This window comes from Pseudorhizobium halotolerans (genome assembly GCF_902153235.2).
GTDB classification, from domain to species: domain Bacteria; phylum Pseudomonadota; class Alphaproteobacteria; order Rhizobiales; family Rhizobiaceae; genus Neorhizobium; species Neorhizobium flavum.
Map to the genome: position 1 here is coordinate 1,153,993 of NZ_CABFWE030000005.1, position 26,581 is coordinate 1,180,573.

Genomic DNA, 26,581 nt, shown 5'->3' on the forward strand with positions numbered 1-26,581 from the left:
AGGCTTTCATCACATAAAGGGATTCAGGGACACGTAGTCCTTGATGTATTCCGGGATGCGCTTGCGCCACGAAGCGGGCACTTCCTTGAGGTCACGGGTCGTGAAGGACGGGTTTACGTTGAGGTCTGCGAAATGACCAGCGTCGATCAGCGCCCGAACCTTTGCGTCGCGGATGTAGGCCTCGAAAAAGTACCGCATTTCGCGGATACGGTCGGCTTCTTCGGGCTTTTGGTCGAGCAGGAATTTCTGGAATTCGTCGTCGATCAACTCCCCCTTGTTCTTGAACTTCGGAATGAAGCCGAAGGCTTTTTCCACCAGTTCTCGCACAGAGATACGGCGATCGACGCCTGCGGCGCGGCGCAGCTTCTCTAGGCTGAAAAACTCGCTCGGCTTGTCGAATAGCTCTTCGACGACGTGGCGTGTGGCCGCATCCCAATCCCGCTGCTCAACGAGTTCAGCAAGTTTGGGATCAGAGCGCGCTGTTTCCTCGAATTTCTGGAATAGCTCACGGTCGATCCGCATGCCCTCCAAGCCGATCTGCTCTTCCGCCTGATAGACGACCTGATCGGGTTCTAGAAACTCATAGATGGCGGGTTTCGAGGCGATCGTCGAACCATCGTCACCGCCATTTGACAACGGCATGGCGGCAGGCTTTGGCAAAGCCAATGCCTGGTCATAGTCGAACTTCTCTTCGAAGAATTCGCAGTTGGCGAAGAAGTCGAACAGGCGGTAGGAAGCCTTTTGGACATCTCCAAGCGCTGCCTTTCTGGCGGGATCGAAGAGCTCTTCCGCGAAATTGTGCTTTCGTGTTCCGCGCCCCTTCATCTGGACGAAATCTGATGGCGAGAAGATCGGCCGCATCAGGGCAATGTTCAAAATGTCGGGGCAGTCGTAGCCTGTCGTCATCATACCGACTGTGACGCAAACTCGGGCCTTGCTGGTGCGGTAATCTTCGACAAATCCGCTGCGCCCACCGAGATTGTTGTTTGCGAAGTTGATGGTCATTTGCTGCGAGGCCGGCACGTCGCTTGTCACCTGCATCGCGAAATCAGACTGGTAGCGCCCCGGCCACAACTGATCGGCCAGTTCGTTCAGGATTTCCGTGATTTTGAGGGCATGGTTCTGGCTGACAGCGAACGCAATTGTCTTGCCGAATTCGCCGGAAATTGGGTCTCGCATGCCATTTTCCAGAAGCGCTCGACAGAAGGCCCGGTTGGTCGCTTCGGCCAAGAAGCGCTTTTCAAAGTCGCGACCACCGAAGGCCTCCTTGATCTCGCTGCCATCTTCGGCGGTGGTCTCGATCGTAAAGCCTTCATCGGACAAAAGCTTGGTTGTCACACCCGTCCGCGCGTCGATGACGTAGGGATTGATCAGAAACCCTTCCCGTACTCCGTCAAGGAGAGAATAGCGGAAAGTCGGATCGCCCGACTCGCAGCCAAACGTTCGGTAGGTGTCGAGCATCATGCGCCGCTCGGCTTCTCGCGGATGGCGCTCAGTCGGTTTGTCCTTCTTCGACTGCTTCAGATAGTCCTTAGGCGTGGCCGTCAGGCCGAGCTTATAGCCGATGAAGTATTCGAACACGGCGCGAGCGTTTCCACCGATCGAGCGATGCGCTTCGTCCGAGATGACGAGATCGAAATCCGTAGGCGAAAACAGTCGGCGGTATTTGTCATTGAACAGCAGGCTTTGCACCGTCGTGACCACGATGTCGGCTTTCCGCCAGTCGTCACGCTGTTCCTTATAGATGATTGAGGTGAAATCGTTCCTCAGATATTCTTTAAAAGCCTTGTCCGCCTGGGTTTCCAATTCCAGCCGATCGACCAGAAAAAGAACTCGCTTTGCATTGCGGGTCTTCAGGAAGAGCTTGATGACCGCTGCGGACGTCAGCGTCTTGCCGGTGCCGGTTGCCATCTCGAACAGAAACCGCGTCGCGCCCTTCTTTGCGCTCTTTTGGATCTCCTGGATCGCGCGTTCCTGATAGGGGCGAAGGAAGCGGAGCTTTTGCTTTTCGACGAAAGCATCCCGCTCTGCCTCGTTCTTCCACGCCGCCTCGTTTGCGTAACCCGGCATCTGGGTGAGAACGATAAAGTCGCGCTCGACCTTTTCGGCGAAGAGACGCTCGGCATTTGGCTCAAAGGCGTAGTGGTTCTTGATTTCGTCAGGGCCAGGGAAAGCGGAGATGACCGTCGGATTGCCTTGCTCAAGGTCCCACAGGTAATGGATGTTTCCGTTGCTGAGGATCACAAAGCGAGCATTCTGAGCCCGGGCGTATTTGCGCGCCTGCTCCTTGCCGATGCGAGGATCTTTGTCTTCCGATTTCGCCTCGAGGACAATGAGTGGCTTGCCGTCCTTGTCCAGCAACAGGAAGTCGATAAAGCCCTTCGCGCTCTTTTCGAAGTCCTCGCCAAGGCTTTCGATGTGCTCAGGTTTCAGCTTGACGTTCGGTTCCAGAACAACATTCGCGGGACCGTTCTTGTCATCGAAAAAGCGCCAGCCTGCCGCCTCCAGCAGCCGATTGATCTTAATCCTGGCCGTTGCTTCCTTACGTAATGACAATGCCCATCCCCCGGCAGAATTCAGCAGTGAATCGCTATTCACACGTTAAAGCACAACTTTTGATCGATGCGACAAACTGAAAATTCAGCCATCATTGCGCCTTCGGAATAAACCCCACAGTAAATCCGAACAATCGGCCAATCTTCCCTAAAGTTTCGAGCGTTGGATTCGCCGTCCCAGCTTCGATCTCAGCAACTTGGCGCCTGGTGAGCGACAGCGTCTTGGCGAATTCGTCCTGCGTTAAACCAAGCCCTCTTCGGATTTCAACAACCGCATCAGGTAACCTCAAGTCGCCCGTTCGAGCACGTTCCGCCAGTGTTCGCCGGTTCTCAAGTATCTCCCCTTTCGTCGGCTTCTTCCATCGAGCCATTTAGCGGTCCTTTGCCATCATTGACACGCGGCCAGAACGCTGTCCGCTATCGCGATACAGCGCCCCATTGCACGATCCAGAATATCCGCAGACGCTCCCATTTCTTTCGCCATGGCCGGAGCCTGGCGCAGGTGTTCGGCAAACATGGCAAGCGTAGCTGCGAGCGCTCTCTGGTCAGCAGGATCAGGCATCAGTTCGCCGGAGATGTGCTTCCAATCGGGAAGATGGTCGCGACCTCCGTCACGCATCATCGCCCATCGGGTAGAGCGAACGATCCCCTCCTTGGCGAGCCGCATGGGTGCGAAGTCAAACAACGGAGACAGCCGGATCGTGCCGTCCTGGTGCTTGCTGAGAGCGGAATTCCGACCATGATTGTCGGGATTGCCAAGCGCGAGGTTGGCGATATCTCGCTTCAGGTATTCGACAATGTCTGCGAAGGGATCGGCCGAATATTGGCGCAGGACATCGATATAGGCCTCATGCGTGCCGACATGGCCAAAGTCAGCAACGCCGATCGCTGACACCAGGCTTTCTTGCCCCAACCGGATGGTTCCGACGCCTTCTCTCTTCTTCCGGTCGAAACGGGGAATGATCAGGACGCCTTCGGCATAGGTTGATGGTTTGCGGACATTCAGACCGATCTCTTGAGCGATCCGCGAATAGAGGGCTTCGCCTTCGAGAATCAGGCGGTCTACAGGCTCGTTGCTGCGTACCAGCTTGACGATGACGTGGCGCACAGCCTCTTCGTCGGTCACGAAGCTGTCGGGATAATAGAGCCCGTCGGTCGCCTGCGTCATCGAAACCTTTGGCCATTCGCCTTGCAGGCCGCTTGAGCCGGAGGCGAGCATTCCAAAACGGTCAGCGACTTCCATGAAGCGATCTGACCGCTCAAGGATTTCCGCTTCTGTCACCCCTTGGCGCTCAACACCGCGCAGCCGCTCCGTTTCGGCGTCTGCCGCTTCTTTGATCCGGATATTGCCTATGCCACCTGTTGCCGATCGCAGAAGCAGCGGCAGATCAGAAGCGCGCGAGCCTTCAGCAAGGCTGAGATGCTCGGCAAGCTTTCGCCTCGCATGCCCTTGGGGCATAAGATCCAATAGGAAGGGCGGCCAGCTGCGGCTATATCGATTTTCGAGATCGACGGGATAACGGACTGACAAGGCGCGATGGTCGCGGACCGTTTTTCCGGACGCGAATTCCGCCGACGCCACGGTGACGAAATAGTCGAGATCGTAATCGACGATGGACGCGCCCTGGAAGCCGGCCGCGTCGTCCTTGATTTCTAGCGTCGCGGCGTGATGCCACTCACCATTAAAATGGGTTTGGAGCGTTAGGCGCATTAATTGACCCCTTCAATGGTTCAAATAATGCATTTTTCGAAATTATTCAATCCATCAAAGTGGGTTGAATAATTTGCCGTCAAAACTGCCAGCTACCGAAACGGTCGTTAAAGGTTCTTATCCGGCTGACCATCTTCCGGCCACGCAACGCACTACCGCAGGCGAACAGCATGAGGGACAGGCTCAGCGCGGGCGTCAACCAAGCATCGGAGCCGCTTCTCCCATCAAACACAATCAGCGAGACAGTTCCCATTGCAGCGAAGAAGGCCATTCCGAAATCGTATTGCTTTGAAAGGCTCGCAAGCCGGGCCGAATGTTGGGCATAGCGCAATTGCCTCGCCAACCTTCGCTTATCGGAGGCCAGTTGATCGCGCTGGCGGCCGATAGTGTAAAAACCCTGTTCGATTTTCTGTTCAAAGCTCGACTTACTCATATCGCTGACCTCAGATATTTCTCTGCAATTTCCTCTGTGAATTCGCCGTGTTGTTCGGCGTAGTCGATCAGGAACCGGATGAGCTTCAAGCGCTTGTCCGGTTCCACCTGACAGTTTTCCCGCACGATAAAGGCATCAACTTGGTTCGTGACCTCGTGATACAGATCGACGGTGTCTCGATTGTAGGGGCTGCCTTCGCCGGTCATCATCCAGACTGGATTGACGTTGAACTTCGTGTAGAGCGCGCGCAGTACGCGAACGGGGATCTCGCGTTGGCCGCGCTCATAGGTATTGTAGCCGCCCTGGGAGACCTCAAGCGCTTCCGCAAAGGGGATCTGTTTCAGTCCCGAACTTTCCCGGATCATCGCCAAACGTTTGCCCATCTGGATGAGCAGCGTGTCTTGCGTCGAGTTATTATTTTTCTGATAATCGCGTTGCATTTTGAGGGTCGATGTGATTCTTTTGCGTTCATATCAGTCTATCATCAGTTGGAGGTGAATTTCCAATGCAGGCGCAACTCTTGTCCCCCAAACAGCTCGCAGATCGCTCCGGATGGCCGGTTGCTCGTATCCGAAACCTGATCGCCAAGCAGGAAATCCGGCATGTCCGGATCGGAGGAAGTTTGTTCCTGCCGGAAAACGCCGTGGATGAGTATCTTGCGGCGAATATGGTCGAGCCCAAGCAGAAGGCTTTGGCACTTGTTGACAGCGCCTCCAGAGCGTGAGGAGCGGCACATGAAGCAGCAAGCTGAAGCGCTGGCCCCACGGCCCATTTACAAGGTCGCGGTCAGCCGCGTCCGTGCGGCGGAACTTCTCGACGTCTCGACGGGCACCTTTGACGACTGGGTTCGCCGTGGCCTTATGCCGAAAGGCGTGAAGATCGGAGCGTTGCGCCGTTGGGATGCCGAGGAAATCCGGGCTTCCTGGTACGACATCAAAGAACAGGGCTTGAGCGGAGACGAAGACGATGGCGAAAACCCGTTTGATTATGCGGTCGGGTAATCAGCGCGTCCCCTTCAAATATTGCTCGCGGGATATCGATCGGCACGGCAACGAGCGGTTCTATCTCCGCCTGCCTGGCATGCCGAAGTACCGGATGACGTCCGCATATCTGGACGAGGCCGGCAGCGTCACCCAGGCGTTTACCGAGGAATATCATCGCGTATTGGCTGGCGATCGTGGTGAAAAGACGGTCCCGATTTCTAGGCTGGAGCCCGGCTCGGTTCGCTGGCTTGTCGAGACCTATTATCGGTCCAAGGCGTTTCAGAGCCAGTCGCCGACCACGCAGAAGGACAAGAAGAGCGTTCTCAATCGCTATTGCAGCAATGTGGGCGAACTGCCCTTCAAGAAGATCCGCAAATCGGACATTGAAGCTAGCCAGATGAAGCGTAGCGGCACGCCCGGCGCAGCCGACAAGCTGGTGAAGTACCTGAAAGCGCTCTTCAATTGGGCCATCAGCGCCGAGTTGGCGACCTTCAACCCCGCGAATGGCGTCACCAAAATTCATAAGTCGCCCGGTTTCCATACCTGGAGCGAAGCGGAGCTGGCGCGCTATCGTGCAGCCTATCCGCTCGGCTCCATGGCCCGGCTTGCAATGGAGCTGATGCTGAATTTGGGCGTCAGACGCTCGGACTTGGTCAAGCTCGGCTGGCGGAACCTGGTGGGTGACCGCATTGAATTCATGCCAGAGAAGGGCTCGGGCAAATATGCGCAGTCACTCAGTCTGCCCGTCACAGCCGAGCTTCGCGAGGCGCTGGACGCAATCACGCATGATCAGCCGACCTTCCTTGCCACCGAATACGGGAAGGCGTTCAGCGGAAACGGCTTCGGCAACAAGATGCGCCAGTGGTGTAACGATGCCGATTTGCCGGAATGCTCGTTGCACGGCCTCAGAAAGGCGTCCGCAACGATCCTCGCCGAGGCCGGAGCGACCGAACATCAGTTGATGGCGATCTTCGGATGGTCTGATTCCAAGATGGCGCAGCACTACACCAAAGCCGCCCAATCCAAGCGGATTATTGATGCCGGTTTCGAGCGCCGGAAAACCTACGTGGCCCGCAAAAATGTCCCACTTTCATCGAACCGGAATTCCGGTGAGACAAATCGAGGAAAAAACGATGGAAAAACAGCGTCAGAAGACGGAAATGGTGGGCCCGGAGGGACTCGAACCCCCAACCAAGCGGTTATGAGCCGCCGGCTCTAACCATTGAGCTACAGGCCCTGCCAGACTGGCATCGGGTGGCGCAATGGTTCGCCGGCCCGTGGCCCCGCTCTAACGCAATTCCGTCGCCGCCTCAAGCCACCGCCGCATTCGCTTCACAATCGCAGACCACCAATGACGGATTGCCCACCCCGAGAGGAATCACGATGCATCCGTCCCTCCCCGTTTTCCATCCGACCAGTGCCCTGCCGTCGCTCCTGTCCCGCCTATCGCTCAGCGGCCTTCTCGTTCTGGCAGCCGTCGCGCCGGCCACTGCGCAAGAGCCCTCGCCACAGCGCGAGCCCGTGGTCCGCGTCTCGGCGCAAGGCGAGGCCTCGATTGCGCCGGATGTTGCCATCGTCAGCTTCTCGGTCGTGCGCAATTCCGATACGGCGCAGGTCGCGATGGACCAGAACAGCCAGGCGATGAACGCCGTCATGGCGGCCTTGAAGTCGCAAGGGGTGGAGCCGAAGGACATCCAGACCGCCAATTTCTCGATCCAGCCGCAGTATCGGCACTCCCAGCCCAAGGAGGACGGTACGATCGATCCGCCAGAGGTCGTCGGCTACGAGGTCACCAACACGCTGATGGTGAAGATCCGCGACGTCGCGAAGGTCGGCACAATCCTCGACCGCGTCGTGAAGCTCGGCGTCAACCAGGGCGGGCAGATCAGCTTCACAAACGACGACCCGGAGGAAGCGCTGACGCAGGCCCGCAAGCAGGCGGTCGAACGGGCGGTCGCCAAGGCACGCGTTCTCACGGAAGCGGCAGGCGTCAGGCTTGGCCGCGTGATCGAGATCGGCGAACGGGCTGAGGCCCCGATGCCGCCGCAGCCCATGTACCGGATGACCATGGCCAAGGAGGCCGCCTCCGATGCGGTTCCGGTCGCGGCCGGCGAGAACACCTACACCGTCCGGGTTGACCTGACCTTCGCCCTGGAACAGTAGGACGGACACGAAAGGCCCCCGCACGACGTGATCTTGCGGGGGCCTTCTCTATCTACCGTCAATATTTTGATGGCAGCTATTATCGGCGGATGACCGGGCAACCGCGATCATTCGCGAAAACGATGCGGTCGCGGCCATGCCGGTCACGGCCGACGACGGTGACGGTGCGGCGATCGACATCGACCACGCGCGCACGGCGCAGCCCCATGCGGCTGGCCTTTTCCTCCGCGAGCCATGGGTCGCAGCGACCGCCACGGTCACGGCGCGGACGCTCCCACCGGTCGCGGCGATGATCGCGATCGCGGTGATCCCATCCGTGCTGGACGAAGACGCGGAATTCGGGCCCTCCGGCGGCTGCCGTCGACGCGGTGGCGGTGAGGCCGGAAAGCGCGACGAGGGCGGCAAGTCCGGTCTTGACGAGGATGTTGGTCATGGAAGTCTCTCCCGAAAAGGGCCAGAACCTGGCGCCGTTGAACTCTCCCGTCCGCCGGGATTGAAGGCACCCTAAATCCGGGCCGCTGAACGCTGTCCGAATCCGCCGTTCAGCGGAGGTTCATCAGCATCAGGGGGAAAGATGCAGCACGACGTTGCGGCTATGCGGGCGGTCGCGATGCTCGAAGAGATAGATGCCTTGCCACGTGCCGAGCGCCAGTCGGCCCGCAGTCACCGGGATCGCAAGCGACACGGCCATCAGCGCCGCCTTGATGTGGGCCGGCATGTCGTCCGGTCCCTCCATGGTATGCGTCACCCATGCCATCGACGGCGCGTCGGACGGCGGCACGAGGCGCGAGAAGAAGGTCTTGAGGTCGCGCTGCACATCGGGATCGGCATTTTCCTGAACCAGCAGCGAGCAGGACGTGTGCCGCACGAAAACCGTCAGCAGCGCCTCCTCTACCCCTTGCCGCCTCACGAACTCCGCAACCTCGTCCGTGAACTCGTAGAGGCCCTGGCCCCGGGTCTGGATCGTCAGTTGCGTCTGCGGCATGGAGTGTCCTTCACCCTGAGATGAGCGCCCGAGGGCGCCCGCTCACAGTGTCAGAAACGCCTGAAAGCCGCCATAGATCATCCGCTTTCCGTCAAAGACCTGTTTCCAGTCTTCCCCGGCGAGCCGCGGGTCGGCCATCACCTTGGCGAGGATCGCGTCGCGGCTCGCACGGTCCTTGTAGGTGATCCAGGAAAAGACCACCGTCTCCTGTTCCGTCGCCTGCACGGCACGCGGAAAGGACGTCACCTCCCCATAGGGGATGTCGTCGCCGATGCACTCCACGTAGGAAAGCGCGCGATGCTCCATCCACACCTCCCCGGCCGTGCGCGCCATTTCCCTGTAGGCGTCGAGCTTCGCCTTCGGAACCGGTACGATGAACCCGTCGACATACACCATTGTCTTCCTCCTCCTGTTGCTCGGATGCAGCAAGGACGAATGACCGGACGGCGATCCGACACCCGATGGTAATTTTTGCCGATGTCCGCGTCAGAAGCGGGTGATGACGCTGATTCCCGGCGTCGACGCGCGGTCCATCGCCATCAATGCCGGCACCGCCTCCTCCAGGCTGATGCGCGAGGAGATCAGCTTCGATGGCTCCATCCGGCCGGCTGCGATCATCGATAGCATAACATCATAGCGCCAGGCCTGCATGCCATGGCTGCCATAGATCTCGAGCTCGTGGCCGATCACCTGCGCCATGGGAATCTGCGGCGTCGAGTGCTCGCCGAGCATCAGCCCGACCTGGACGTGCCGACCCCGCCGTCGGAGATTCTTGATTGAGTTGAAACAGGTCACCGGATGCCCGAGCGCATCGATCGAAACATGCGCCCCGCCCCTGGTGATCTCCCGCACCGCCTCGACGGGATCATCGATCTCGCTAGCGTTGATGGTCGCGACAGCGCCGCAGGCGCGAGCCAGCGCCAGCTTCTCTTCGGAGAGATCGATGCCGATTGCGTTTGCCCCGAGCGCCGTGGCGATCATGATGGCCGAGAGGCCGACGCCGCCGCAGCCATGCACCGCGATCCACTCGCCGGGTGCAGTTCGGGCCTGGTCAGCCACGGCGCGGAACGAAGTGGCGAACCGGCAGCCGAGGCTGGCGGCGGTCGCGTCATCGATCTCTTCCGGCAGATGCACGAGATTGGTGTCGGCATAGCCGATCGCAACATATTCCGCGAACGAGCCCCAGTGGGTAAATCCGGGCTGGAACTGGTTCGGGCAAACCTGCTGATTGCCAGAATGGCATTCGCCGCAGTGACCGCAACCGGAGACGAAGGGGACCGTCACCCGGTCGCCGACCTTGAAACGCATCACGCCCCTGCCCGTCGCCACCACCTCTCCGGCGAGCTCGTGGCCCGGTACATGCGGCAGGCGGATATCCGGGTCGTGCCCCATCCAGCCATGCCAGTCGCTGCGGCAAAGACCGGTGGCGCCGACCTTGATGACGACGCCGTCTTGGCCTGGAGTAGGATCGGGAAGTGTCAGGATTTGCGGCGCCTTCTCGAAGGCGTCGTAGAGCATGGCTTTCATAGGGTCCCTCGTTTGCCCGGAGCATAGCTCGCGGGAACGGTCGGTCAATCGGCGAAACCCGACAGAAGTTTAACCTCAGGAACCTGGAAAGCCGCGCCGCCGCCATTCGCTGCGTGGGACAGGAGCGCCGATGCGGAAGGCGAAGCTCAACACCTTGGTGGCGTCATCGTCGATCTGGCAGCGGAAGCTCAGATCGTACCATGCCCCTTCGGCGCGAAATGCGGTTCGACGAAGCTCGAGCACGGTGCCTTCCGAAAGCGGGGATCGCGGGATGAAGTCGGGATCCTGCGGGGGCGAGGCATTGCGCAATTGCTCGGTCAGTTCCGTCTCGCACAGCTGGGTCGCCCGCATGGCGCGGGGCATGCCCTCCATCGCCGTGCGCGCAACGGGGTCTTCCGTGATGTCCGGGGAAAACAGCGTTCTCGCCTCGGCCAGCGTCTCGGCAGGCTCCTCGGCCGGCTGCTCCGGTGTCTCGGCAGCCTCCGCGCTGGCCTCCGGTGGCGCAGTTGTCAGGCCGGCGACTTCGGCATCGTCCTGCGGTTCGGCAGCCAGTTCCTCCGGCGCTTCAGGCGGGGGTGTCTGCGAAGCTTGGTCCTCTTGTTCCTGCTCTTGCGGTCCTTCGGCCCCTTCCTCGGACGAATTGCCCTCGGGCGAGACACGCGGTCCCGTGGTTTCCTCACCGAACTCGAAGACGGGCCGGAGCGTCGGGATGGGCGGTGCCGCGGCGGCCTCTTCCTCGGCAGGCGGCTCCGGCGCCTGATCCTCCTCGACGGGTGGCGGTGGGGGCGGTTCCCCGGCAGGTTCCTGCTCCGCCGGCTCGGACTCGGGTTCCGGTTCCGGCTCGGGTTCGGGAGGAGGTTCGACGATCTCCACCGTCACCGTCTCCTCTTCCGGCGGTGTCGGCAACTCCAGCGGCAGGCCGACAATCAGGATCGCAGCGACAAGAAGATGCGCAACGACGGAGACCGGAATGCCCCATCGAAAATCGCTGCGCGGCTTGTACTGATCATCCTGCATGGTCGTCGATGTAAGGCTCCTGCCAGACAAGATCGATAGCCGCGGCCATATTCGGCGCAAAAAGAAACCCGGCCGCAAGGCCGGGTCCATGTCTGGTATCAAGGGCTGCTTAGCTGTCCAGGAAGCTCCGGAGCTTCCGTGACCGGCTCGGATGCTTCAGCTTGCGTAGCGCCTTCGCCTCGATCTGGCGGATACGCTCGCGCGTCACCGAGAACTGCTGGCCGACTTCTTCGAGCGTATGGTCGGTGTTCATGCCGATGCCGAAGCGCATGCGCAGCACGCGCTCTTCGCGCGGCGTGAGCGAAGCGAGGACACGGGTCGTCGTCTCGCGCAGGTTTGCCTGGATGGCCGCATCGATCGGCAGCAGCGCGTTCTTGTCCTCGATGAAATCACCGAGGTGGCTGTCTTCTTCGTCACCTACGGGGGTTTCGAGCGAGATCGGCTCCTTGGCGATCTTCAGGACCTTGCGGACCTTTTCGAGCGGCATGGCGAGCTTTTCCGCCAGTTCTTCCGGCGTCGGCTCGCGGCCGATCTCGTGCAGCATCTGGCGTGAGGTGCGGACGATCTTGTTGATTGTCTCGATCATATGCACCGGAATGCGGATCGTGCGGGCCTGGTCGGCGATTGAACGGGTGATCGCCTGTCGGATCCACCAGGTGGCATAGGTCGAGAACTTGTAGCCGCGGCGATACTCGAACTTGTCGACCGCTTTCATCAGGCCGATATTGCCTTCCTGGATGAGATCCAGGAACTGCAGGCCGCGGTTCGTGTACTTCTTGGCGATCGAGATCACGAGACGCAGGTTGGCCTCGACCATTTCCTTCTTGGCGATGCGGGCTTCCCGTTCGCCCTTCTGGACCATCGACACGATGCGGCGGAACTCGGCAATCGAAATGCCGGTCTCGGTCGCAAGGTTCTGGATCTCCTGGCGGATCTCGCGGATCGTCTGGTTCTCCTCGCGGGCGAAATCCTTCCAGCCGCGTGCGGAGAGGTTGGCGATCGACTTCATCCAGTTCGGGTCGAGTTCGGCACCCTGATACTGCTCCAGGAACGAATCGCGCTTGACGCCATAGGATTCGGCCAGCCGAAGCAAGCGGCCTTCATTCTGCATCAAGCGCTTGGAGATGTCGTAGAGCTGCTCGACGAGGCTCTCGATGCGGTTCTGGTTGAGCGACAGCGACTTCACTGCCGTGATCAGCTGATCCTTGAGCTCCTTGTAGCGACGCTCCTGGCCGGACGACAGCGTGCCGGTGCAGGAGAGGCGCGCCTCGACCTGCTGGTCCTGAAGCTTGCGCAGCTTCTTGTAGGTGTCGGCGATGACGTCGAGGGTTTCCATGACCTGCGGACGCAGTTCCGCTTCCATGGCGGCAAGAGACAGGCTCGACTCGTCGTCGTCCTCTTCTTCCTCTTCCGCAGGCAGGCCTTCACCGCCGACGGCCGTGATGTCGTCGTCGTTTGCGGCAGTCCGCGTCTTGCGGGCCTTTTCCTTCTCTTCGGCCGCCTTGCGGTCGGCTTCGATCTTCTCAGGGCTCTGGAACTGCGGGGCAGCCTTTGCCTCGGGACCGGAATAGGTGGTTTCGAGATCGATGATCTCGCGCAGGAGCGTCGTGCCTTCGTTGAGTTCATCGCGCCAGATGATCAGCGCCTGGAACGTCAGCGGGCTTTCGCACAGGCCCGCGATCATCGTCTCGCGGCCGGCCTCAATGCGCTTGGCGATGGCGATCTCACCCTCGCGAGAAAGAAGCTCCACCGAGCCCATCTCGCGCAGGTACATGCGCACCGGATCGTCGGTACGATCGGTGGGCTCCTTCTTCTTTGCAGTCGCGAGCGCGGTGCCGGAGGTCGGGGCGATTTCGCCACCCTCGCTCTCACCATCGTCGGAGCTGTCGTCGTCGTCGGCGGTGGCCTCTTCGGCCTCGTCATCCTCGACGACATTGATCCCCATGTCCGACAACATGGACATGGTATCCTCGATCTGTTCGGACGTGACCTCTTCGGAGGGCAGGACCGAATTCAGCTCGTCCATCGTCACATAGCCGCGCTTCTTGGCGGCCTTGATCATCTTCTTGACCGCGTCATCCGAAAGATCGAGAAGCGGTCCATCCTGCGTACCTTCGCGCTCGGTTTCCGCTTCTTCGTTCTCTTTGACTTTGGTTGCCATGAATTTTCGCTTTCCCTGAACGCCACCTCGCCGCGGTGGCCGCCGGCTGGGATCAAGTCCTCAACCGCGAATCACTGTTCAACACGTACGGAATGATCTTTAATTCCGGATTACCACCGAGGCGGACGTCAACTGCCGAGACCGCTGGTCCACGCATCGCCGCTCGTGGCCCGGTGTGCTTGACCCACTCCACCTTTTCTGCCTGCTGTGGTGATTCCCACAAATTAACGCTCCGTCAAGCTTTTCTAAGGCGATCAGCCTGTGAAAAGTGGAAAAACCGTCTGTCTCTTGGGCTTCGAGGTCTACGCGCACACGTTTCGCCCGATATGTAGTCAGTGGTCGTAGAATGACAAGGGCATCCACCGCCCTCTAGCCCTCAACGGCCACTGCTACACCCACAGGCCTTCCTCGAACTCCTGATTCGCTTCAGCCATGACTGACGGCAGGTCCCTTTACCCGTCCCGACATGACGCCGAACCCGTCGATGATCGCCTCCTGGTTTTCCAGCCGCGCAATTTCCAGTTGGACCTCCGAAAGAGCCCTGATCAGCGCCGACCCTCGCTCGACCTCGTCCGAACCGGCTTCCGCCAGTTCGCGCTCCAGTTCGATCTTCTGCCACCGCAGCTCCTTGTTGCGGGAATGTAGGGCAAAGGCTTGGCGGTAGGCCTGCACAACATCATGCAGGTCAGCCTCCTCGGTCGCCGTCCAAAGGCGTGCATTGCGAATCTGCTGGTTCATCACCTTCAGAAGCGCCTCGAAGCCGTTCTCCTCCAACTGTTCCTTCAGATTCTCACGCTCCAGCGGCGCTCCGGCCTTCGCCACCACCGTCAGGAGGCAGGACCAGAAGCGTTGCAGGTCGCGGTTCTCGAACTCGATGCCGGCAATTTCGTCATAGTCCTGCAGCAGGAGCTCCGGATGGTTGACGACGGTCAGCGCCAGCACGCTTTCGCGCAATGCCGGCAGGTCCCGGTGACCGCGGACGAGTCCGGATCGCGCCAACCGGTCTGACACGGCGACACCGCGTCCCGCAGCCCTTGGGCCTTGCGGTGCCTGTCCGCGATCCTGACCCTGTCTGCCACTCCTCGGCTGGAAGTTCTGGCGCCGGTCGCCTCCCCGTCCTGCCGACTGGAAAAAAGCGTTCAACCGCTCGCGGACGTCCTGCTGGTAATGGCGACGCACATTCTCGTCCGCGATCACCGACACGACCTGCTTTAGCCGTGCCTCAAGCTCGGCGCGCTTTTCTGGCGTGTCGAAATTGGCACCTGCCGTTTCACGCATCCAGATCATTTCGGCCAGCGGCCGAGCCTCCGCGAGCACCCGATCGAAAGGTGCCCGCCCCTCATGGCGGACGAGATCGTCCGGATCCTTGCCTTCCGGCAGAAGCGCGAAGCGGACGGAACGCCCTGGCTTGAGGAAGGGCAGCGCGAGGTCGGCGGCGCGATTTGCTGCCCGCACACCGGCGCCGTCGCCGTCGAAGCACAGCACCGGCTCCGGCGACATCCGCCACAGCAGGTCGAGCTGGTTTTCGGTCAGCGCTGTGCCGAGGGGCGCCACCGCGTTTTCCACGCCCGTCTGGTGGAGCGCGATGACGTCCATATATCCTTCCACGGCGATGATCGTCGTGCTGTCGCGCTCCCCCGCCCGTCCCTGCGCAGCGCGCCGGGCCCGAGCGAAATTGTAGAGCACTTGGCCCTTGTGGAAGAGCTCCGTCTCGTTGGAGTTGAGATATTTCGCCGGCGCATCGGGCGCCATGGCGCGGCCTCCGAAGGCGATCACCTTCTCGCGCGCCGACAGGATCGGAAACATGATGCGGTCGCGGAACCGGTCGTAGGAGACTGCAATCCCCTCCCCGTGCACGACGAGCCCGCAAGCCTCGATCTGCTCCTTCGACACACCCTTGCCGGCAAGATGCTCCTTCAGCGCGTTCCGGCTCTCGGGAGCGTAGCCCAGACGGAATGTCTCGATCGTCCTGCCGGTCAGCCCGCGGTCGCGCAGATAGGCTCGCGCCTTTGCGCCGGCCGCAGTCTGCAACTGGTCCTGGAAGAAGCGCGTCGCCATCTCCATGACGTCGAGGAGCGACATACGCTCCTTTTCCCGCCGCTCTGCCTGCGGATCGGGCTGAGGCAGGGCGATTCCCGCCATGTCGGCAATCTGCTGGACGGCCTCCGGAAAGCTCATCCCCTCAAGTTCGGTCAGGAAGCGGAAATGGTCGCCGGAAACGCCGCAGCCGAAGCAATGGTAGCGGCCCTTGCGATCCTCGCAGTGAAAGCTCGGGCTCTTTTCACCGTGGAAGGGGCAGCAGGCCCAGTAGTCGCCGCGCGAGATATTGGTTTTCTTGCGATCCCACGTGACGCGACGCCCGACGACTGCCGAGATCGGCACTCGGTCGCGGATTTCGTCGAGAAAACTGTTGGAGAAGCGCATCATTACCTCAAGGCAGACTGTTCCTATAATGCCTGCGGCTTCATCTATCCATCGTCGAAGGAAACATACACGCTATCCACAGTCCCGGCGTGCGGAAACAGAAAGGGCGGAGTCTTCGAGACCCCGCCCCTCCCGACAATTATCGGCGGCTGCATTACTTCAGCATGTCCTTGACCATGCCGGACGCCTTGGCGAAGTCCATCTGGCCGGGGTACTTCTCCTTCAGTGCGTTCATGCACTTGCCCATGTCCCGCAGGCCTTGGGCACCTGTCTCGCTGATGACGGACTGGCAGAGCTGACGGACCTTCTCCTCCGGCAGTTGCTCCGGCATGAAGCTCTTGATGACGCCGATTTCCTCGCGCTCCTGCGTCGCAAGCTCGGCGCGTCCGGCTTCCTCGTAGATTTTCGCGGACTCTTCGCGCTGCTTCACCATCTTCTGCAGGATCTGCATGATCTCGTCATCGCTGACGGGATCCTTGCCGACGCCACGATTGGCGATGTCGCGATCCTTAATCGCCGTCTGTATGAGACGTACGGTCGAAAGGCGCCGGTTGTCCTTGGCCTTCATCGCGTCCTTCATTGCACTGGCGAGCTTATCTCGCATCATTGTCTCTGCTCCTTCGGAAAGCCGGCGCATGGATGGAATTGCGGCTTTTCCTTGTCATTCGGGCGGCCCTCATAGACAAGCATTCGGCTTCGATCAAATCAAATCCGCCAAGCCCTTGATTTCCATGGATGCGAATTCCACGTAGAAAGAACTCGGCCTAGATTGACCGCTCCGCGCGCTTTGTCTATTTTCCGGCACCTGCACGAGATTTAGGTATTCAAGGCTACGCGGGTCGTCCTGCGCGCCTTTTTTCTGCGACCATAGATGGCCCACGCACCCTGCGACTTCAAGTGGCGGGGCCTGCGGGCAGAAGGATAGAGATGACCGCGACTGCTCCCTGGACAAGCAAGAAACCCACCGCCATTCTCGTTCTCGCGGATGGCACGGTGATCGAAGGCATCGGCGTCGGAGCAACCGGCAAGGCGACGGCGGAAGTCTGCTTCAACACCTCGCTCACGGGCTACCAGGAAATCCTGACGGATCCCTCCTATATCGGCCAGATACTCACCTTCACCTTTCCCCATATCGGCAATATCGGCACCAACGAGGAAGACATCGAGGATCTGACGCCTGCCGCCCGGCACGGCGCCGTCGGCGTGATCTTCAAGGCCGACATCACCGAGCCGTCGAACTATCGTGCTGCCAAGCATCTCGACGAGTGGCTGAAGTCGCGCGGCATCATCGGCCTCTCAGGCATTGACACGCGCGCCCTCACCGCCTGGATCCGCGAGAATGGCGCCCCCAACGCAGTCATCGCGCATGATCCGAACGGCGTCTTCGACATTGAGGCATTGAAGGCGGAGGCACGCGCCTGGAGCGGCATCGAAGGCCTCGACCTTGCCCGGGAAGCCACCTCAGGCCAGTCGTCGCAGTGGACACAGACGCCCTGGGTCTGGAACGAGGGATATGGCGAGTCGAACCCAGACGAGGCCAAGTACCACATCGTCTGCGTGGACTACGGCGTGAAGCGCAACATCCTGCGGCTGTTCGCGGGTCTCGACTGTAAGGTGACCATCGTCCCCGCCCAGACCTCGGCGGAAGACATCATGGCGCTGAACCCGGATGGCGTCTTCCTCTCGAACGGACCGGGCGACCCGGCCGCCACCGGCGACTATGCAGTGCCGATGATTCAGCAGGTCCTCGACAAGGACATCCCGACCTTCGGCATCTGCCTTGGCCACCAGATGCTCGGCCTCGCTCTAGGCGCAACGACCGTCAAGATGCATCAGGGACATCACGGCGGAAACCATCCCGTGAAGGACCACACGACCGGCAAGGTTGAGATCGTCTCGATGAACCACGGCTTCGCGGTCGATGCGAACACGCTTCCGGAAGGCGTTGAAGAGACTCACATTTCTCTCTTCGACGGCTCCAACTGCGGACTACGCGTCAGCGGCAAGCCGATCTTTTCGGTCCAGCATCACCCGGAAGCCTCGCCGGGGCCGCAGGACAGCCACTACCTGTTCCGGCGCTTCATCAACATGGTGCGCGAACGCAAGGGCGAGCCGGCGCTCGCCGAGCGCTGATCCCGAACGTTCAAGGCCCGCGCAAGCGGGCCTTTTTCATTTGGATCGCACGAGGAGGTAGAAGCGACCGCAGAGCATCGCGGCCGCGGCGGCAAGACCGGTGACGAAGCCGAACCAGACGCCCGGGCCGCCATAGCCCAGCGGGAAGGCGAAGATCCAGGCACAGGCAAAGCCGATCGGCCAGTAAGCGATTAGCGCGAGAACCATCGGGATCGTGGTGTCCTTGAGCCCCCGCAGAAGTCCCGCCCCCACCGCCTGCAATCCGTCCGCCAGCTGGAACACGCCCGCAATCACGATCAGCGTTGCCGCATAGTCCAGCACCGCCTGCGCGTCCTCCCGCGTCGTGTCGAGAAAGAGCCCACCGAGCACCCGCGGCAGAAGGGCAAACAGCGTGCTTCCGCAGATCGAGAAGACGAGACTGACCAGCAGTATTGCGACCGCCGCACGCCTTACCCCCTGCATGTCACGCCGGCCGTAGGCGAGCCCGACCCGCACCGTCGCAACCTGCGCCAGCCCGAGGGGTATCATGAAGGCGATGGACGCCAGTTGCAGCGCGATACCATGGGCCGCGAGTTCTCTGGTTCCGATCGTGCCGATCATCAGCGACGCGGCTGCAAAGAGGCTCGTCTCGGCAAGGATCGTGAAGCTGATCGGCAGGCCGAGCACGAGGTTTTCGCGGATGGCGCCCCAGTCGGCGCGCCAGAAGCGGACGAACAGCTCGTAGAGGTGGGTCTGCGCGCGGCTCTCGATGTAGACGATCATCGCGACACAGCCGATCGTGCTGGCACAGACCGAGGCAACGGCCGCCCCGACCAGACCCCAGGCGGGTGCACCGAAGTTCCCGAAGATCAGGGCATAGTTGAGGAGCGCATTCGTCAGGAACATGCCGATCGTGACATAGAGAATGATGCTCCCGCGCTCCAGGCCGCTCAGGAAGCTGCGAAGAACCATGAGCGTCAGGGCCGGAAAGACGCCCCATTGCGCCACGCGCAGATAATCCTGCGCAAGCGTCGCGACCTGCTCCTCCTGCCCCAGCAGCATCAGGATCGGCTTGGAGAAGAACAGGATCGGGAACGTGAGAAGCCCATAGGCCAGCACGACCCAGATCCCCATCCGCACCGCACGTCGCACGGAGGTCACATCACCCTGCCCGACGGCATGAGCCACCATGGGAACGACCGCCGCTGCGAACCCTGAGCCGAAGATAAAGACGATGAAGAAGGCCTGACTTCCGAGCACGACAGCCGCCAGTTCTACCGTCCCCAACCAGCCAACCATGATGACGTCGGTGGTGTTGATCGCCATCTGCGCCAGTTGCGCCCCCACAAAAGGGATGCCGAGGCCGATGGTCGAACGGATATGGTGCCCCCAGGCATTCACACCGTTTGGCGGGTTGGATGAGATGGTGTGGCTGGACATGCGGCGTCTCCAGGCGCAAAAACGCCGCCTCCAGACCTGGCAAGCGGCGGCGCGGCGTCGATGCCATACCTACCGGCGGGCGCAAGCCGCAACAATCCACCAACAGTCAATGTTATTGATGCGACCGCCAAGAATGTTGATGGCAGACGGGAACCAATGCCGCACGGATGCGGAACGGAAACACTCGCAGGTTGCCGAGGCTTACAGATCGGCGGAGAAGGTGTCGCAGGCGTTGACATCACCGCTCTCGAAACCGCGGCGGAACCATTCCATCCGCTGCGCCGAAGTGCCGTGGTTGAAGCTTTCCGGCACCACATACCCCTGGCTGCGCTTCTGCAGCGTATCGTCGCCGATCTGCTGCGCGGCAATGAGGGCCTCCTCGAGGTCACCCTGTTCGAGCAGGCCCCGCTGGTCGGTGAACTTGGCCCAGACGCCGGCAAAGCAGTCAGCCTGCAATTCCACGCGAACCGACATGCGATTGGCCTCGACTTCGCTCATCCGCTGCCGCGCCTGGTTGAAGCGCGGCAACACACCTATGAGGTTCTGAACGTGGTGACCGACTTCATGGGCGATCACGTAGGCTTCCGCGAAATCGCCTGCTGCACCGAACTTCTGCTTGAGCTCTTGAAAGAAGGAGGTGTCGAGATAGACCTTCTGGTCGCCGGGGCAGTAAAAGGGCCCCGTGGCGGCGGAAGCAAAGCCACAGGCAGACTGCACCTGGCCCGAGAAAAGCACGAGTGTCGGTTCGCGGTAATTCTCGCCGCTCGCCTGGAAGATGCCGTTCCAGGTATCCTCGGTCTCGGCAAGCACCGTCCGGATGAAAGCCGCGGCCTCGTCGTCTGCCGGAGCGCTGCTGGTTTGCTGCTCGTAGCCGCCACCATCGAGGCCGATATCGCCTCCCGACAGCAATGTCAGCGGGTTGATGCCGAGAATCCACGAGATGATCAGGATCAGGACGATGCCGCCGATGCCGATGCCGCCACCGGCCCGGCGAACGCCACCACGTCCGACGGGGATCCGCATGCCGCCACGCCCGAACGGACTACGTCCTCCGGCCCCGCGCCGATCCTCGACATTGCTCGACTGGCGGCGACCTCTCCATTCCATCTCACGCTCTCCTCAGGCTCTTGTGGACCATACAACGCGGCGAAGGCAAAGACGATCCAGTCCCACATCACCTAACGTTCTAGGCGACCCGCAGGGCGCTCTTTCCCGGCAGGAAGATCGTCAGAAGCCCCAGCGCCGGCAGGAGGGCGCAAATGGTATAGACCGTGGAAAGGCCATAGCTGTCCGCGAGCACGCCGAGAAGTGCTGCGGCGATGCCGCCGACGCCGAAGGCGATGCCGAAGAAGATGCCGGCGATCATGCCCACCCGCCCCGGAACGAGTTCCTGCGCCATTACGACAATGGCGGGGAAGGAGGAGGCCATGAGAAAGCCGATGATTGCCGACAGAAGGATCGTCATCGGCAGGTTGGCGAAGGGCATCGCGAGGGTAAAGGGCAGCACGCCGAGGATCGAGATCCAGATTACCACCTTCGACCCGAACCGGTCGCCGACCTGCCCGCCTACGACGGTGCCCAGCGCAATCGAGCCCAGGAACACGAAGAGCATGATCTGCGACTGCTGCACGGTGACCCCGAAGCGTTCGATCACGAAGAAGGTGTAGTAACTGCTGATCGAGGCCATGTACGCATTCTTGGAGAAGGTCAGGATCGTCAGCACTACGAGCGCGACCACCACCGCACGTCTGGGAAGACTGTGAGCGTGAAGCGCCTTCTTGCGTGCCTTGCTGGCGAGCATGTGCGCCTTGTACCAGCGTGCGATCCAGGTGAGTACGATGATGCCGAGCAGTGCGATGCCGGAAAACCAGGCGACACTGCCCTGCCCGTTCGGGACGATCAAAAAGGCCGCAAGCAGGGGCCCGATCGACTGGCCGAAATTGCCGCCCACCTGGAAGGTCGCCTGGGCAAAGCCATAGCGGCCGCCGGCGGCGAGACGGGCGACGCGGGATGCCTCAGGGTGGAAGACGGCGGAGCCGATCCCCACCATGGCCGCGGCAAGCACGAGGATCACGTAGGTATGGGATCCGGCCAGCAGCAGCAGGCCGAGAAAGGTCGAGCCCATACCGATGGGCAACGAGTAGGGGTACGGCTTCTTGTCGGTGATCGTCCCGATGATCGGTTGCAGCAGCGATGCGGTGCACTGGAAGGCAAGCGTCAGCAGGCCGATCTGCCAGAAGTCCAGATTGAAATCGGCCTTCAGCATCGGGTAGATCGCCGAGATCATCGACTGCATGATGTCGTTGAGCATGTGGCAGAAGCTTGTCGCCAGGATGATCGGCAGAACGGTCTTCTCGGCCACGGCGGTCGCTGGCGTGCCGATCGGCTGGGAGGTGGCATCGACCATGAAGTCTTCTCCATGCACTACGCGGCTGCGTCGCCATGCCGCGGAAAACTGCAGGTCTATTCCTGCGGATTCGTCCTGTCCATGCCAATGAACCGGCTCGCAGTACGGCTGTCTGCAATTCCTCTTTCCTTGCCCATATTGGGCGCCATCAATTCCTGTCGATTTGGCAAATTATGGGGTTCCGTTCGCCTCGACATTTGCCTATAAGCCGCGTCTAGCCTCAAAAGACCAAGCTCATGCGCCCGGCCGGTGAACCTTCCACCTTGGCCGGTTTTTCGCGCAGCCAGGAAACGGAAAGAAGCTATGCCCAAGCGCCAAGACATCAAATCGATCCTCATCATCGGCGCGGGTCCGATCGTCATCGGCCAGGCATGCGAGTTCGACTATTCCGGCACCCAGGCCTGCAAGGCGCTGCGCGAGGAAGGCTACCGGGTGATCCTGGTCAACTCCAACCCGGCGACCATCATGACCGATCCGGGTCTCGCCGACGCGACCTATGTCGAGCCGATCACCCCGGAAGTCGTGGCCAAGATCATCGCCAAGGAGCGTCCCGACGCACTCCTGCCGACCATGGGCGGCCAAACGGCCCTCAACACGGCGCTCTCGCTGAAGCGCATGGGCGTACTCGACCGCTACAACGTGGAGATGATCGGCGCCAAGCCGGAAGCCATCGACAAGGCCGAGGACCGTGCCCTCTTCCGCGAGGCGATGGCGAAGATCGGGCTCGAGACGCCGAAGTCGATGCTCGCCAATGCGACGGAGATCAAGGAAAAGGATCGTAACGCGCACGAAGCGGAACGCGCGAAACTGCGTTCAAGCCTTTCCGGTGACGCGCTGGACAAGGCACTCGACGAACTCGAGAACCAGTGGAACCTCGGCGAGACCGATCGCAAGCAGCGCTACATGAGCCATGCCATGGCGATCGCCGCCCAGGCAATCGACGTTGTCGGCCTGCCGGCTATCATTCGTCCCTCCTTCACGCTCGGCGGCACGGGCGGTGGCATCGCCTACAACCGCTCCGAATTCTTCGAGATCGTCGGATCGGGCCTCGACGCCTCGCCCACGACCGAGGTCCTGATCGAGGAGTCGGTGCTCGGCTGGAAGGAGTATGAGATGGAGGTGATCCGCGACAAGGCGGACAACTGCATCATCATCTGCTCGATCGAGAATATCGACCCGATGGGCGTCCACACGGGCGATTCCATCACGGTCGCGCCGGCACTGACGCTGACGGACAAGGAATACCAGATCATGCGCAACGCCTCGATTGCGGTGCTGCGCGAGATCGGCGTGGAAACTGGCGGCTCCAACGTGCAGTTCGCCGTCAACCCGAAGGACGGTCGCCTCGTCGTCATCGAGATGAACCCGCGCGTCTCGCGCTCCTCGGCACTTGCCTCCAAGGCCACCGGCTTCCCCATCGCCAAGGTCGCGGCAAAGCTCGCCATCGGCTACACGCTGGACGAGCTGGAAAACGACATCACCGGCGGCGCCACGCCTGCCTCCTTTGAGCCGTCGATCGACTACGTCGTCACCAAGATCCCGCGCTTTGCCTTCGAGAAGTTCCCCGGCGCCGAGCCGACGCTAACCACTGCCATGAAGTCGGTCGGCGAGGTCATGGCGATCGGCCGGACGTTCGCTGAGTCGCTGCAGAAGGCGCTTCGCGGCCTGGAGACCGGCCTCACGGGCCTCGACGAGATCGAGATTCCCGGCCTGGAAGATGGCGAGAACGCCAACAACGCCATCCGCGCCGCCATCGGCACCCCGACGCCGGATCGCCTGCGCATGGTTGTCCAGGCTTTGCGCATGGGCATGTCCGAAGCCGACGTCCACGAAGGCTGCAAGATCGACCCGTGGTTCATCAGCCAGTTCAAGGCGATCGTCGACATGGAAGCGCGCGTGCGCGAGCACGGCCTGCCGACCGACGCCGAGAACCTGCGCATGCTGAAGGCCATGGGCTTCTCCGACGCCCGCCTTGCCTCTCTCTCCGGCAAGCGTCCGAAGGAAGTTGCCGAACTGCGGAACGGTCTGAACGTGCGCCCGGTCTTCAAGCGCATCGACACCTGCGCCGCCGAGTTCGCCTCGCCGACCGCCTACATGTACTCCACCTACGAGACGCCGTTCGTCGGCGCGCTCCGCTCCGAAGCTCAGGTTTCCGACCGCAAGAAGGTCGTCATCCTCGGCGGTGGCCCCAACCGCATCGGCCAGGGGATCGAGTTCGACTACTGCTGCTGCCACGCCGCCTTCGCCCTGAAGGATGCCGGTTTCGAAGCGATCATGATCAACTGCAATCCGGAAACAGTCTCCACCGACTACGACACCTCCGACCGTCTCTATTTCGAGCCGCTGACGGCAGAAGACGTGATCGAAATCCTGCGCGCCGAGCAGGAGAAGGGCGAAGTCGTCGGCGTCATCGTCCAGTTCGGCGGCCAGACCCCGCTGAAGCTTGCGGAAGCGCTGGAAAAGAACGGTATCCCGATCCTCGGCACGGCGCCCGACATGATCGACCTCGCCGAAGATCGCGACCGCTTCCAGAAGCTCCTGATGAAGCTCGACCTCATGCAGCCGAACAACGGCATCGCCTATTCGGTGGAGCAGGCGCGCCTCGTTGCCGCCGAGATCGGCTTCCCACTGGTCGTGCGCCCGTCATATGTCCTCGGCGGCCGGGCGATGCAGATCATTCATTCTGAATCCATGCTGCAGACCTATCTGCTCGACACGGTTCCGGGCCTTGTCCCCGAAGACATCAAGCAGCGTTACCCGAACGACAAGACCGGGCAGATCAACACCCTGCTTGGCAAGAACCCGCTGCTGTTCGACAGCTACCTGACCAATGCCGTGGAAGTGGACGTCGATGCGCTGTGCGACGGCGAGAGCGTCTTCGTCTCCGGCATCATGGAGCATATCGAGGAAGCTGGCATCCACTCCGGCGACTCGGCCTGCTCGCTGCCGGTCCGCTCGCTCTCGAAGGAGACGGTGGACGAACTGGAACGCCAGACGACGGCGCTTGCCAAGGCGCTCAATGTCGGCGGCCTGATGAACGTGCAGTACGCCATCAAGGACGGCACGATCTACGTCTTGGAGGTCAACCCACGCGCATCGCGTACCGTGCCTTTCGTGGCCAAGACCATCGGCGCGCCAATCGCCAAGATTGCCGCCCGCATCATGGCTGGCGAGAAGCTGGACGCAGCGATCGGCGCCTATGGCAAAAGGCCGGACCCGCGCAACCTGAAGCACATCGCCGTTAAAGAAGCCGTCTTCCCGTTTGCCCGCTTCCCCGGCGTCGACACGCTTCTCGGGCCGGAGATGCGCTCCACCGGCGAGGTCATCGGCCTCGATACCGATTTTGCGCTGGCCTTCGCCAAGAGCCAGCTCGGCGCCGGCGTCGAACTGCCGCGCGACGGCACGGTCTTCGTATCGGTCCGTGACGAGGATAAGCAGCGCGTCCTGCCGGCGATCCGCATCCTGACGGAGATCGGCTTCAAGGTTCTCGCGACTGGCGGCACCCAGCGCTTCCTGGCCGAACAGGGCATTGCCGCGACCAAGATCAACAAGGTGCTCGAAGGTCGCCCGCATATCGAGGACGCTATCCGCAACCGTCAGGTCCAGCTCGTCATCAACACGACCGACGGCAACAAGGCGATCTCGGATTCCAAGTCGCTGCGCCGCGCGACGCTGATGCAGAAGGTGCCCTATTACACCACCATGGCCGGCGCCGAGGCGGCCGCCATGGCCATCCGGGCGCTGAAGGCCGGCAACCTCGAGGTTCGCCCGCTGCAGAGCTACTTCTAACCAGCATTCAGGAACCGGTCAGCCGATGTTGACCGGTTCCTTTTTCTGCTGTATTTAGCCTTTCAGTTAATTAACTGGATGGCTAACCATGGCCGATGCCCTTTCGCAGACATTCGCCGCCCTTGCCGACCCCACGCGCCGCGCCATCCTCGCGCGGCTGGCAAGGGGAGAGGCGACCGTTAACGAGCTGGCCGGCCCCTTCGACATGAGCCTGCCCGCCGTGTCCAAACACCTGAAGGTTCTGGAGAGAGCAAAGCTGATCTCCCGCAGCCGCACGGCGCAGTGGCGCCCTTGCCGGCTGGAGCCCGAGACGCTGAAGACCGTCGATGGCTGGCTCGGCGACTACCGCTCCCTCTGGGAACACAGGCTGGATCGGCTCGAGGGTTATCTCGCGACATTGAACACGGAAGAGAAGGAAGAGCAAAAATGACGGAGAAGATGGAGATCCTCAACGACCGCCTGTTCGAGGTCGACCCGCCTACCCTCTTCGACGCTTTCGCCGACCCGGAGAAGCTGACGCGATGGTGGGGGCCGCACGGCTTCACCAACCGGATCGATGAGTTCGACTTCCGCCCCGGCGGCGACTGGCGCATCACGATGACGGCTTCGAACGGCACCGACTTCGACAACCACTCGACATTCCAAGAAGTCGTGCCCACCGAGCGGATCGTCTTCCTGCATCACCTCCCCATGCACGTCTACACCATGGAGATGCAGTTCGTCGGCGAAAGCGGCGGCACCCGGCTCCATTGGCGCATGCTCTTCGAGCCGACCGAAGAAACCCTGCAGCTCAAGAAGTTCATTGCCGCCGCGAACGAGCAGAATTTCGATCGCCTCGAAGCCCTCCTCCAACAGCTGAACGAAGGACGCTGAC

At 61.2% G+C, this 26,581-nt stretch carries 23 protein-coding genes, 1 tRNA gene and 1 pseudogene; 8 read left to right on the forward strand and 17 right to left on the reverse strand.

Translation table 11 applies throughout. The annotated features are described in order from the left end of the window. Positions 1-9: 9 nt before the first annotated feature. The 5 genes from FN060_RS10580 to FN060_RS10600 form a co-directional block, all read right to left on the reverse strand. Positions 10-2,598, reverse strand: a complete 2,589-nt coding sequence (locus FN060_RS10580) for a DEAD/DEAH box helicase family protein (protein WP_244665740.1) — start codon at positions 2,596-2,598, stop codon at positions 10-12. 49 nt (positions 2,599-2,647) lie between these two features. Continuing rightward, positions 2,648-2,926, reverse strand: coding sequence for a helix-turn-helix transcriptional regulator (locus FN060_RS10585; protein WP_142588001.1), 279 nt, complete (start codon positions 2,924-2,926; stop codon positions 2,648-2,650). A gap of 17 nt (positions 2,927-2,943) precedes the next feature. Further along, positions 2,944-4,266, reverse strand: a complete 1,323-nt coding sequence (locus FN060_RS10590) for a type II toxin-antitoxin system HipA family toxin (RefSeq protein WP_142588002.1) — start codon at positions 4,264-4,266, stop codon at positions 2,944-2,946. A gap of 79 nt (positions 4,267-4,345) precedes the next feature. Then, entirely contained in the window at positions 4,346-4,699 is a 354-nt protein-coding gene (locus FN060_RS10595; RefSeq protein ID WP_142588003.1) for a hypothetical protein, read from the reverse strand. Then, positions 4,696-5,139, reverse strand: a complete 444-nt coding sequence (locus FN060_RS10600; protein ID WP_244665742.1) for a helix-turn-helix domain-containing protein — start codon at positions 5,137-5,139, stop codon at positions 4,696-4,698. The genes FN060_RS10595 and FN060_RS10600 overlap by 4 nt, the downstream gene beginning before the upstream one ends. A 65-nt stretch (positions 5,140-5,204) precedes the next feature. On the opposite strand from FN060_RS10600, the gene FN060_RS10605 reads away from it, so the two are divergent. From FN060_RS10605 to FN060_RS23540, 3 genes and pseudogenes are all read left to right on the forward strand, one after another. Beyond that, positions 5,205-5,423 (forward strand): helix-turn-helix domain-containing protein, encoded by a 219-nt coding sequence (locus tag FN060_RS10605; protein ID WP_142588004.1) that lies wholly within the window; start codon positions 5,205-5,207, stop codon positions 5,421-5,423. Positions 5,424-5,433: 10 nt separating this feature from the next. Next, positions 5,434-5,700, forward strand: coding sequence for a helix-turn-helix transcriptional regulator (locus tag FN060_RS10610; RefSeq protein ID WP_027487993.1), 267 nt, complete (start codon positions 5,434-5,436; stop codon positions 5,698-5,700). A gap of 601 nt (positions 5,701-6,301) precedes the next feature. After that, a pseudogene (locus FN060_RS23540) lies at positions 6,302-6,643 on the forward strand (tyrosine-type recombinase/integrase); the annotation flags it as partial. Between the two features lie 200 nt (positions 6,644-6,843). Here FN060_RS23540 and FN060_RS10620 read toward each other — a convergent pair. Further along, positions 6,844-6,919, reverse strand: a tRNA-Ile gene (locus FN060_RS10620). A 146-nt stretch (positions 6,920-7,065) separates the two neighbouring features. Here FN060_RS10620 and FN060_RS10625 point away from each other — a divergent pair. Further along, positions 7,066-7,845, forward strand: a complete 780-nt coding sequence (locus tag FN060_RS10625; RefSeq protein ID WP_142588005.1) for an SIMPL domain-containing protein — start codon at positions 7,066-7,068, stop codon at positions 7,843-7,845. 79 nt (positions 7,846-7,924) lie between these two features. Here the strand turns inward: FN060_RS10625 and FN060_RS10630 are convergent, their stop codons facing one another. From FN060_RS10630 to FN060_RS10665, 8 genes are all read right to left on the reverse strand, one after another. Then, on the reverse strand, positions 7,925-8,278 hold the full coding sequence (locus tag FN060_RS10630; protein WP_142588006.1) for a hypothetical protein: 354 nt from the start codon (positions 8,276-8,278) through the stop codon (positions 7,925-7,927). A gap of 129 nt (positions 8,279-8,407) precedes the next feature. Then, a complete protein-coding gene (locus tag FN060_RS10635; RefSeq protein WP_142588007.1) occupies positions 8,408-8,830 on the reverse strand; it encodes a secondary thiamine-phosphate synthase enzyme YjbQ in 423 nt (140 codons plus the stop codon). A 42-nt stretch (positions 8,831-8,872) separates the two neighbouring features. Next, positions 8,873-9,226 carry a DUF1428 domain-containing protein gene (locus tag FN060_RS10640; protein WP_142588008.1) on the reverse strand — a complete coding sequence of 118 codons (354 nt, stop codon included), beginning with the start codon at positions 9,224-9,226 and terminating at the stop codon, positions 8,873-8,875. A gap of 90 nt (positions 9,227-9,316) precedes the next feature. After that, positions 9,317-10,357: a zinc-dependent alcohol dehydrogenase family protein gene (locus FN060_RS10645; RefSeq protein WP_142588009.1), complete on the reverse strand. Its 1,041-nt coding sequence runs from the start codon at positions 10,355-10,357 to the stop codon at positions 9,317-9,319. Between the two features lie 75 nt (positions 10,358-10,432). Then, the gene (locus FN060_RS10650; protein WP_244665745.1) at positions 10,433-11,404 is read right to left on the reverse strand and encodes a DUF930 domain-containing protein; all 972 of its coding nucleotides are present in this window, start codon (positions 11,402-11,404) and stop codon (positions 10,433-10,435) included. 79 nt (positions 11,405-11,483) lie between these two features. Beyond that, positions 11,484-13,535, reverse strand: a complete 2,052-nt coding sequence (gene rpoD, locus FN060_RS10655) for an RNA polymerase sigma factor RpoD (RefSeq protein WP_142588010.1) — start codon at positions 13,533-13,535, stop codon at positions 11,484-11,486. A 426-nt stretch (positions 13,536-13,961) separates the two neighbouring features. Further along, complete coding sequence (gene dnaG, locus FN060_RS10660; RefSeq protein WP_142588011.1) at positions 13,962-15,959, reverse strand: DNA primase; 1,998 nt, start codon at positions 15,957-15,959, stop codon at positions 13,962-13,964. A 154-nt stretch (positions 15,960-16,113) separates the two neighbouring features. After that, positions 16,114-16,563, reverse strand: a complete 450-nt coding sequence (locus tag FN060_RS10665) for a GatB/YqeY domain-containing protein (protein ID WP_172973690.1) — start codon at positions 16,561-16,563, stop codon at positions 16,114-16,116. 323 nt (positions 16,564-16,886) lie between these two features. On the opposite strand from FN060_RS10665, the gene carA reads away from it, so the two are divergent. Then, the gene (gene carA, locus FN060_RS10670; protein ID WP_142588013.1) at positions 16,887-18,092 is read left to right on the forward strand and encodes a glutamine-hydrolyzing carbamoyl-phosphate synthase small subunit; all 1,206 of its coding nucleotides are present in this window, start codon (positions 16,887-16,889) and stop codon (positions 18,090-18,092) included. A 36-nt stretch (positions 18,093-18,128) separates the two neighbouring features. On the opposite strand, the gene FN060_RS10675 is transcribed toward carA, so the two are convergent. The 3 genes from FN060_RS10675 to FN060_RS10685 form a co-directional block, all read right to left on the reverse strand. Further along, positions 18,129-19,511, reverse strand: coding sequence for an MATE family efflux transporter (locus tag FN060_RS10675; RefSeq protein WP_142588014.1), 1,383 nt, complete (start codon positions 19,509-19,511; stop codon positions 18,129-18,131). A 201-nt stretch (positions 19,512-19,712) separates the two neighbouring features. Beyond that, positions 19,713-20,618 (reverse strand): KPN_02809 family neutral zinc metallopeptidase, encoded by a 906-nt coding sequence (gene ypfJ, locus FN060_RS10680; RefSeq protein WP_142588015.1) that lies wholly within the window; start codon positions 20,616-20,618, stop codon positions 19,713-19,715. 79 nt (positions 20,619-20,697) lie between these two features. Next, a complete protein-coding gene (locus FN060_RS10685; RefSeq protein ID WP_142588016.1) occupies positions 20,698-21,918 on the reverse strand; it encodes an MFS transporter in 1,221 nt (406 codons plus the stop codon). 303 nt (positions 21,919-22,221) lie between these two features. Here FN060_RS10685 and carB point away from each other — a divergent pair, with 303 nt between their 5' ends. The 3 genes from carB to FN060_RS10700 all read left to right on the forward strand — a co-directional run bounded on the left by carB (position 22,222) and on the right by FN060_RS10700 (position 26,580). Further along, positions 22,222-25,707, forward strand: coding sequence for a carbamoyl-phosphate synthase large subunit (gene carB / locus FN060_RS10690; RefSeq protein WP_142588017.1), 3,486 nt, complete (start codon positions 22,222-22,224; stop codon positions 25,705-25,707). Positions 25,708-25,795: 88 nt separating this feature from the next. Further along, complete coding sequence (locus tag FN060_RS10695; RefSeq protein WP_077546701.1) at positions 25,796-26,137, forward strand: ArsR/SmtB family transcription factor; 342 nt, start codon at positions 25,796-25,798, stop codon at positions 26,135-26,137. Further along, entirely contained in the window at positions 26,134-26,580 is a 447-nt protein-coding gene (locus FN060_RS10700; RefSeq protein WP_077546702.1) for an SRPBCC domain-containing protein, read from the forward strand. The genes FN060_RS10695 and FN060_RS10700 overlap by 4 nt, the downstream gene beginning before the upstream one ends. The last annotated feature ends 1 nt before the right edge of the window (position 26,581 follow it).

Coding starts and splice junctions, on each gene's coding strand:
- FN060_RS10665 (WP_172973690.1), bottom strand. CDS start 16,563: ATGCGAGATAAGCTCGCCAGTGCAATGAAGGACGCGATGAAGGCCAAG.
- FN060_RS10600 (WP_244665742.1), bottom strand. CDS start 5,139: ATGCAACGCGATTATCAGAAAAATAATAACTCGACGCAAGACACGCTG.
- FN060_RS10590 (WP_142588002.1), bottom strand. CDS start 4,266: ATGCGCCTAACGCTCCAAACCCATTTTAATGGTGAGTGGCATCACGCC.
- FN060_RS10605 (WP_142588004.1), top strand. CDS start 5,205: ATGCAGGCGCAACTCTTGTCCCCCAAACAGCTCGCAGATCGCTCCGGA.
- rpoD (WP_142588010.1), bottom strand. CDS start 13,535: ATGGCAACCAAAGTCAAAGAGAACGAAGAAGCGGAAACCGAGCGCGAA.
- FN060_RS10635 (WP_142588007.1), bottom strand. CDS start 8,830: ATGCCGCAGACGCAACTGACGATCCAGACCCGGGGCCAGGGCCTCTAC.
- FN060_RS10695 (WP_077546701.1), top strand. CDS start 25,796: ATGGCCGATGCCCTTTCGCAGACATTCGCCGCCCTTGCCGACCCCACG.
- FN060_RS10610 (WP_027487993.1), top strand. CDS start 5,434: ATGAAGCAGCAAGCTGAAGCGCTGGCCCCACGGCCCATTTACAAGGTC.
- carA (WP_142588013.1), top strand. CDS start 16,887: ATGACCGCGACTGCTCCCTGGACAAGCAAGAAACCCACCGCCATTCTC.
- FN060_RS10640 (WP_142588008.1), bottom strand. CDS start 9,226: ATGGTGTATGTCGACGGGTTCATCGTACCGGTTCCGAAGGCGAAGCTC.
- FN060_RS10645 (WP_142588009.1), bottom strand. CDS start 10,357: ATGAAAGCCATGCTCTACGACGCCTTCGAGAAGGCGCCGCAAATCCTG.
- FN060_RS10625 (WP_142588005.1), top strand. CDS start 7,066: ATGCATCCGTCCCTCCCCGTTTTCCATCCGACCAGTGCCCTGCCGTCG.
- FN060_RS10585 (WP_142588001.1), bottom strand. CDS start 2,926: ATGGCTCGATGGAAGAAGCCGACGAAAGGGGAGATACTTGAGAACCGG.
- FN060_RS10630 (WP_142588006.1), bottom strand. CDS start 8,278: ATGACCAACATCCTCGTCAAGACCGGACTTGCCGCCCTCGTCGCGCTT.
- FN060_RS10675 (WP_142588014.1), bottom strand. CDS start 19,511: ATGTCCAGCCACACCATCTCATCCAACCCGCCAAACGGTGTGAATGCC.
- FN060_RS10700 (WP_077546702.1), top strand. CDS start 26,134: ATGACGGAGAAGATGGAGATCCTCAACGACCGCCTGTTCGAGGTCGAC.
- ypfJ (WP_142588015.1), bottom strand. CDS start 20,618: ATGGAATGGAGAGGTCGCCGCCAGTCGAGCAATGTCGAGGATCGGCGC.
- carB (WP_142588017.1), top strand. CDS start 22,222: ATGCCCAAGCGCCAAGACATCAAATCGATCCTCATCATCGGCGCGGGT.
- FN060_RS10685 (WP_142588016.1), bottom strand. CDS start 21,918: ATGGTCGATGCCACCTCCCAGCCGATCGGCACGCCAGCGACCGCCGTG.
- FN060_RS10595 (WP_142588003.1), bottom strand. CDS start 4,699: ATGAGTAAGTCGAGCTTTGAACAGAAAATCGAACAGGGTTTTTACACT.
- dnaG (WP_142588011.1), bottom strand. CDS start 15,959: ATGCGCTTCTCCAACAGTTTTCTCGACGAAATCCGCGACCGAGTGCCG.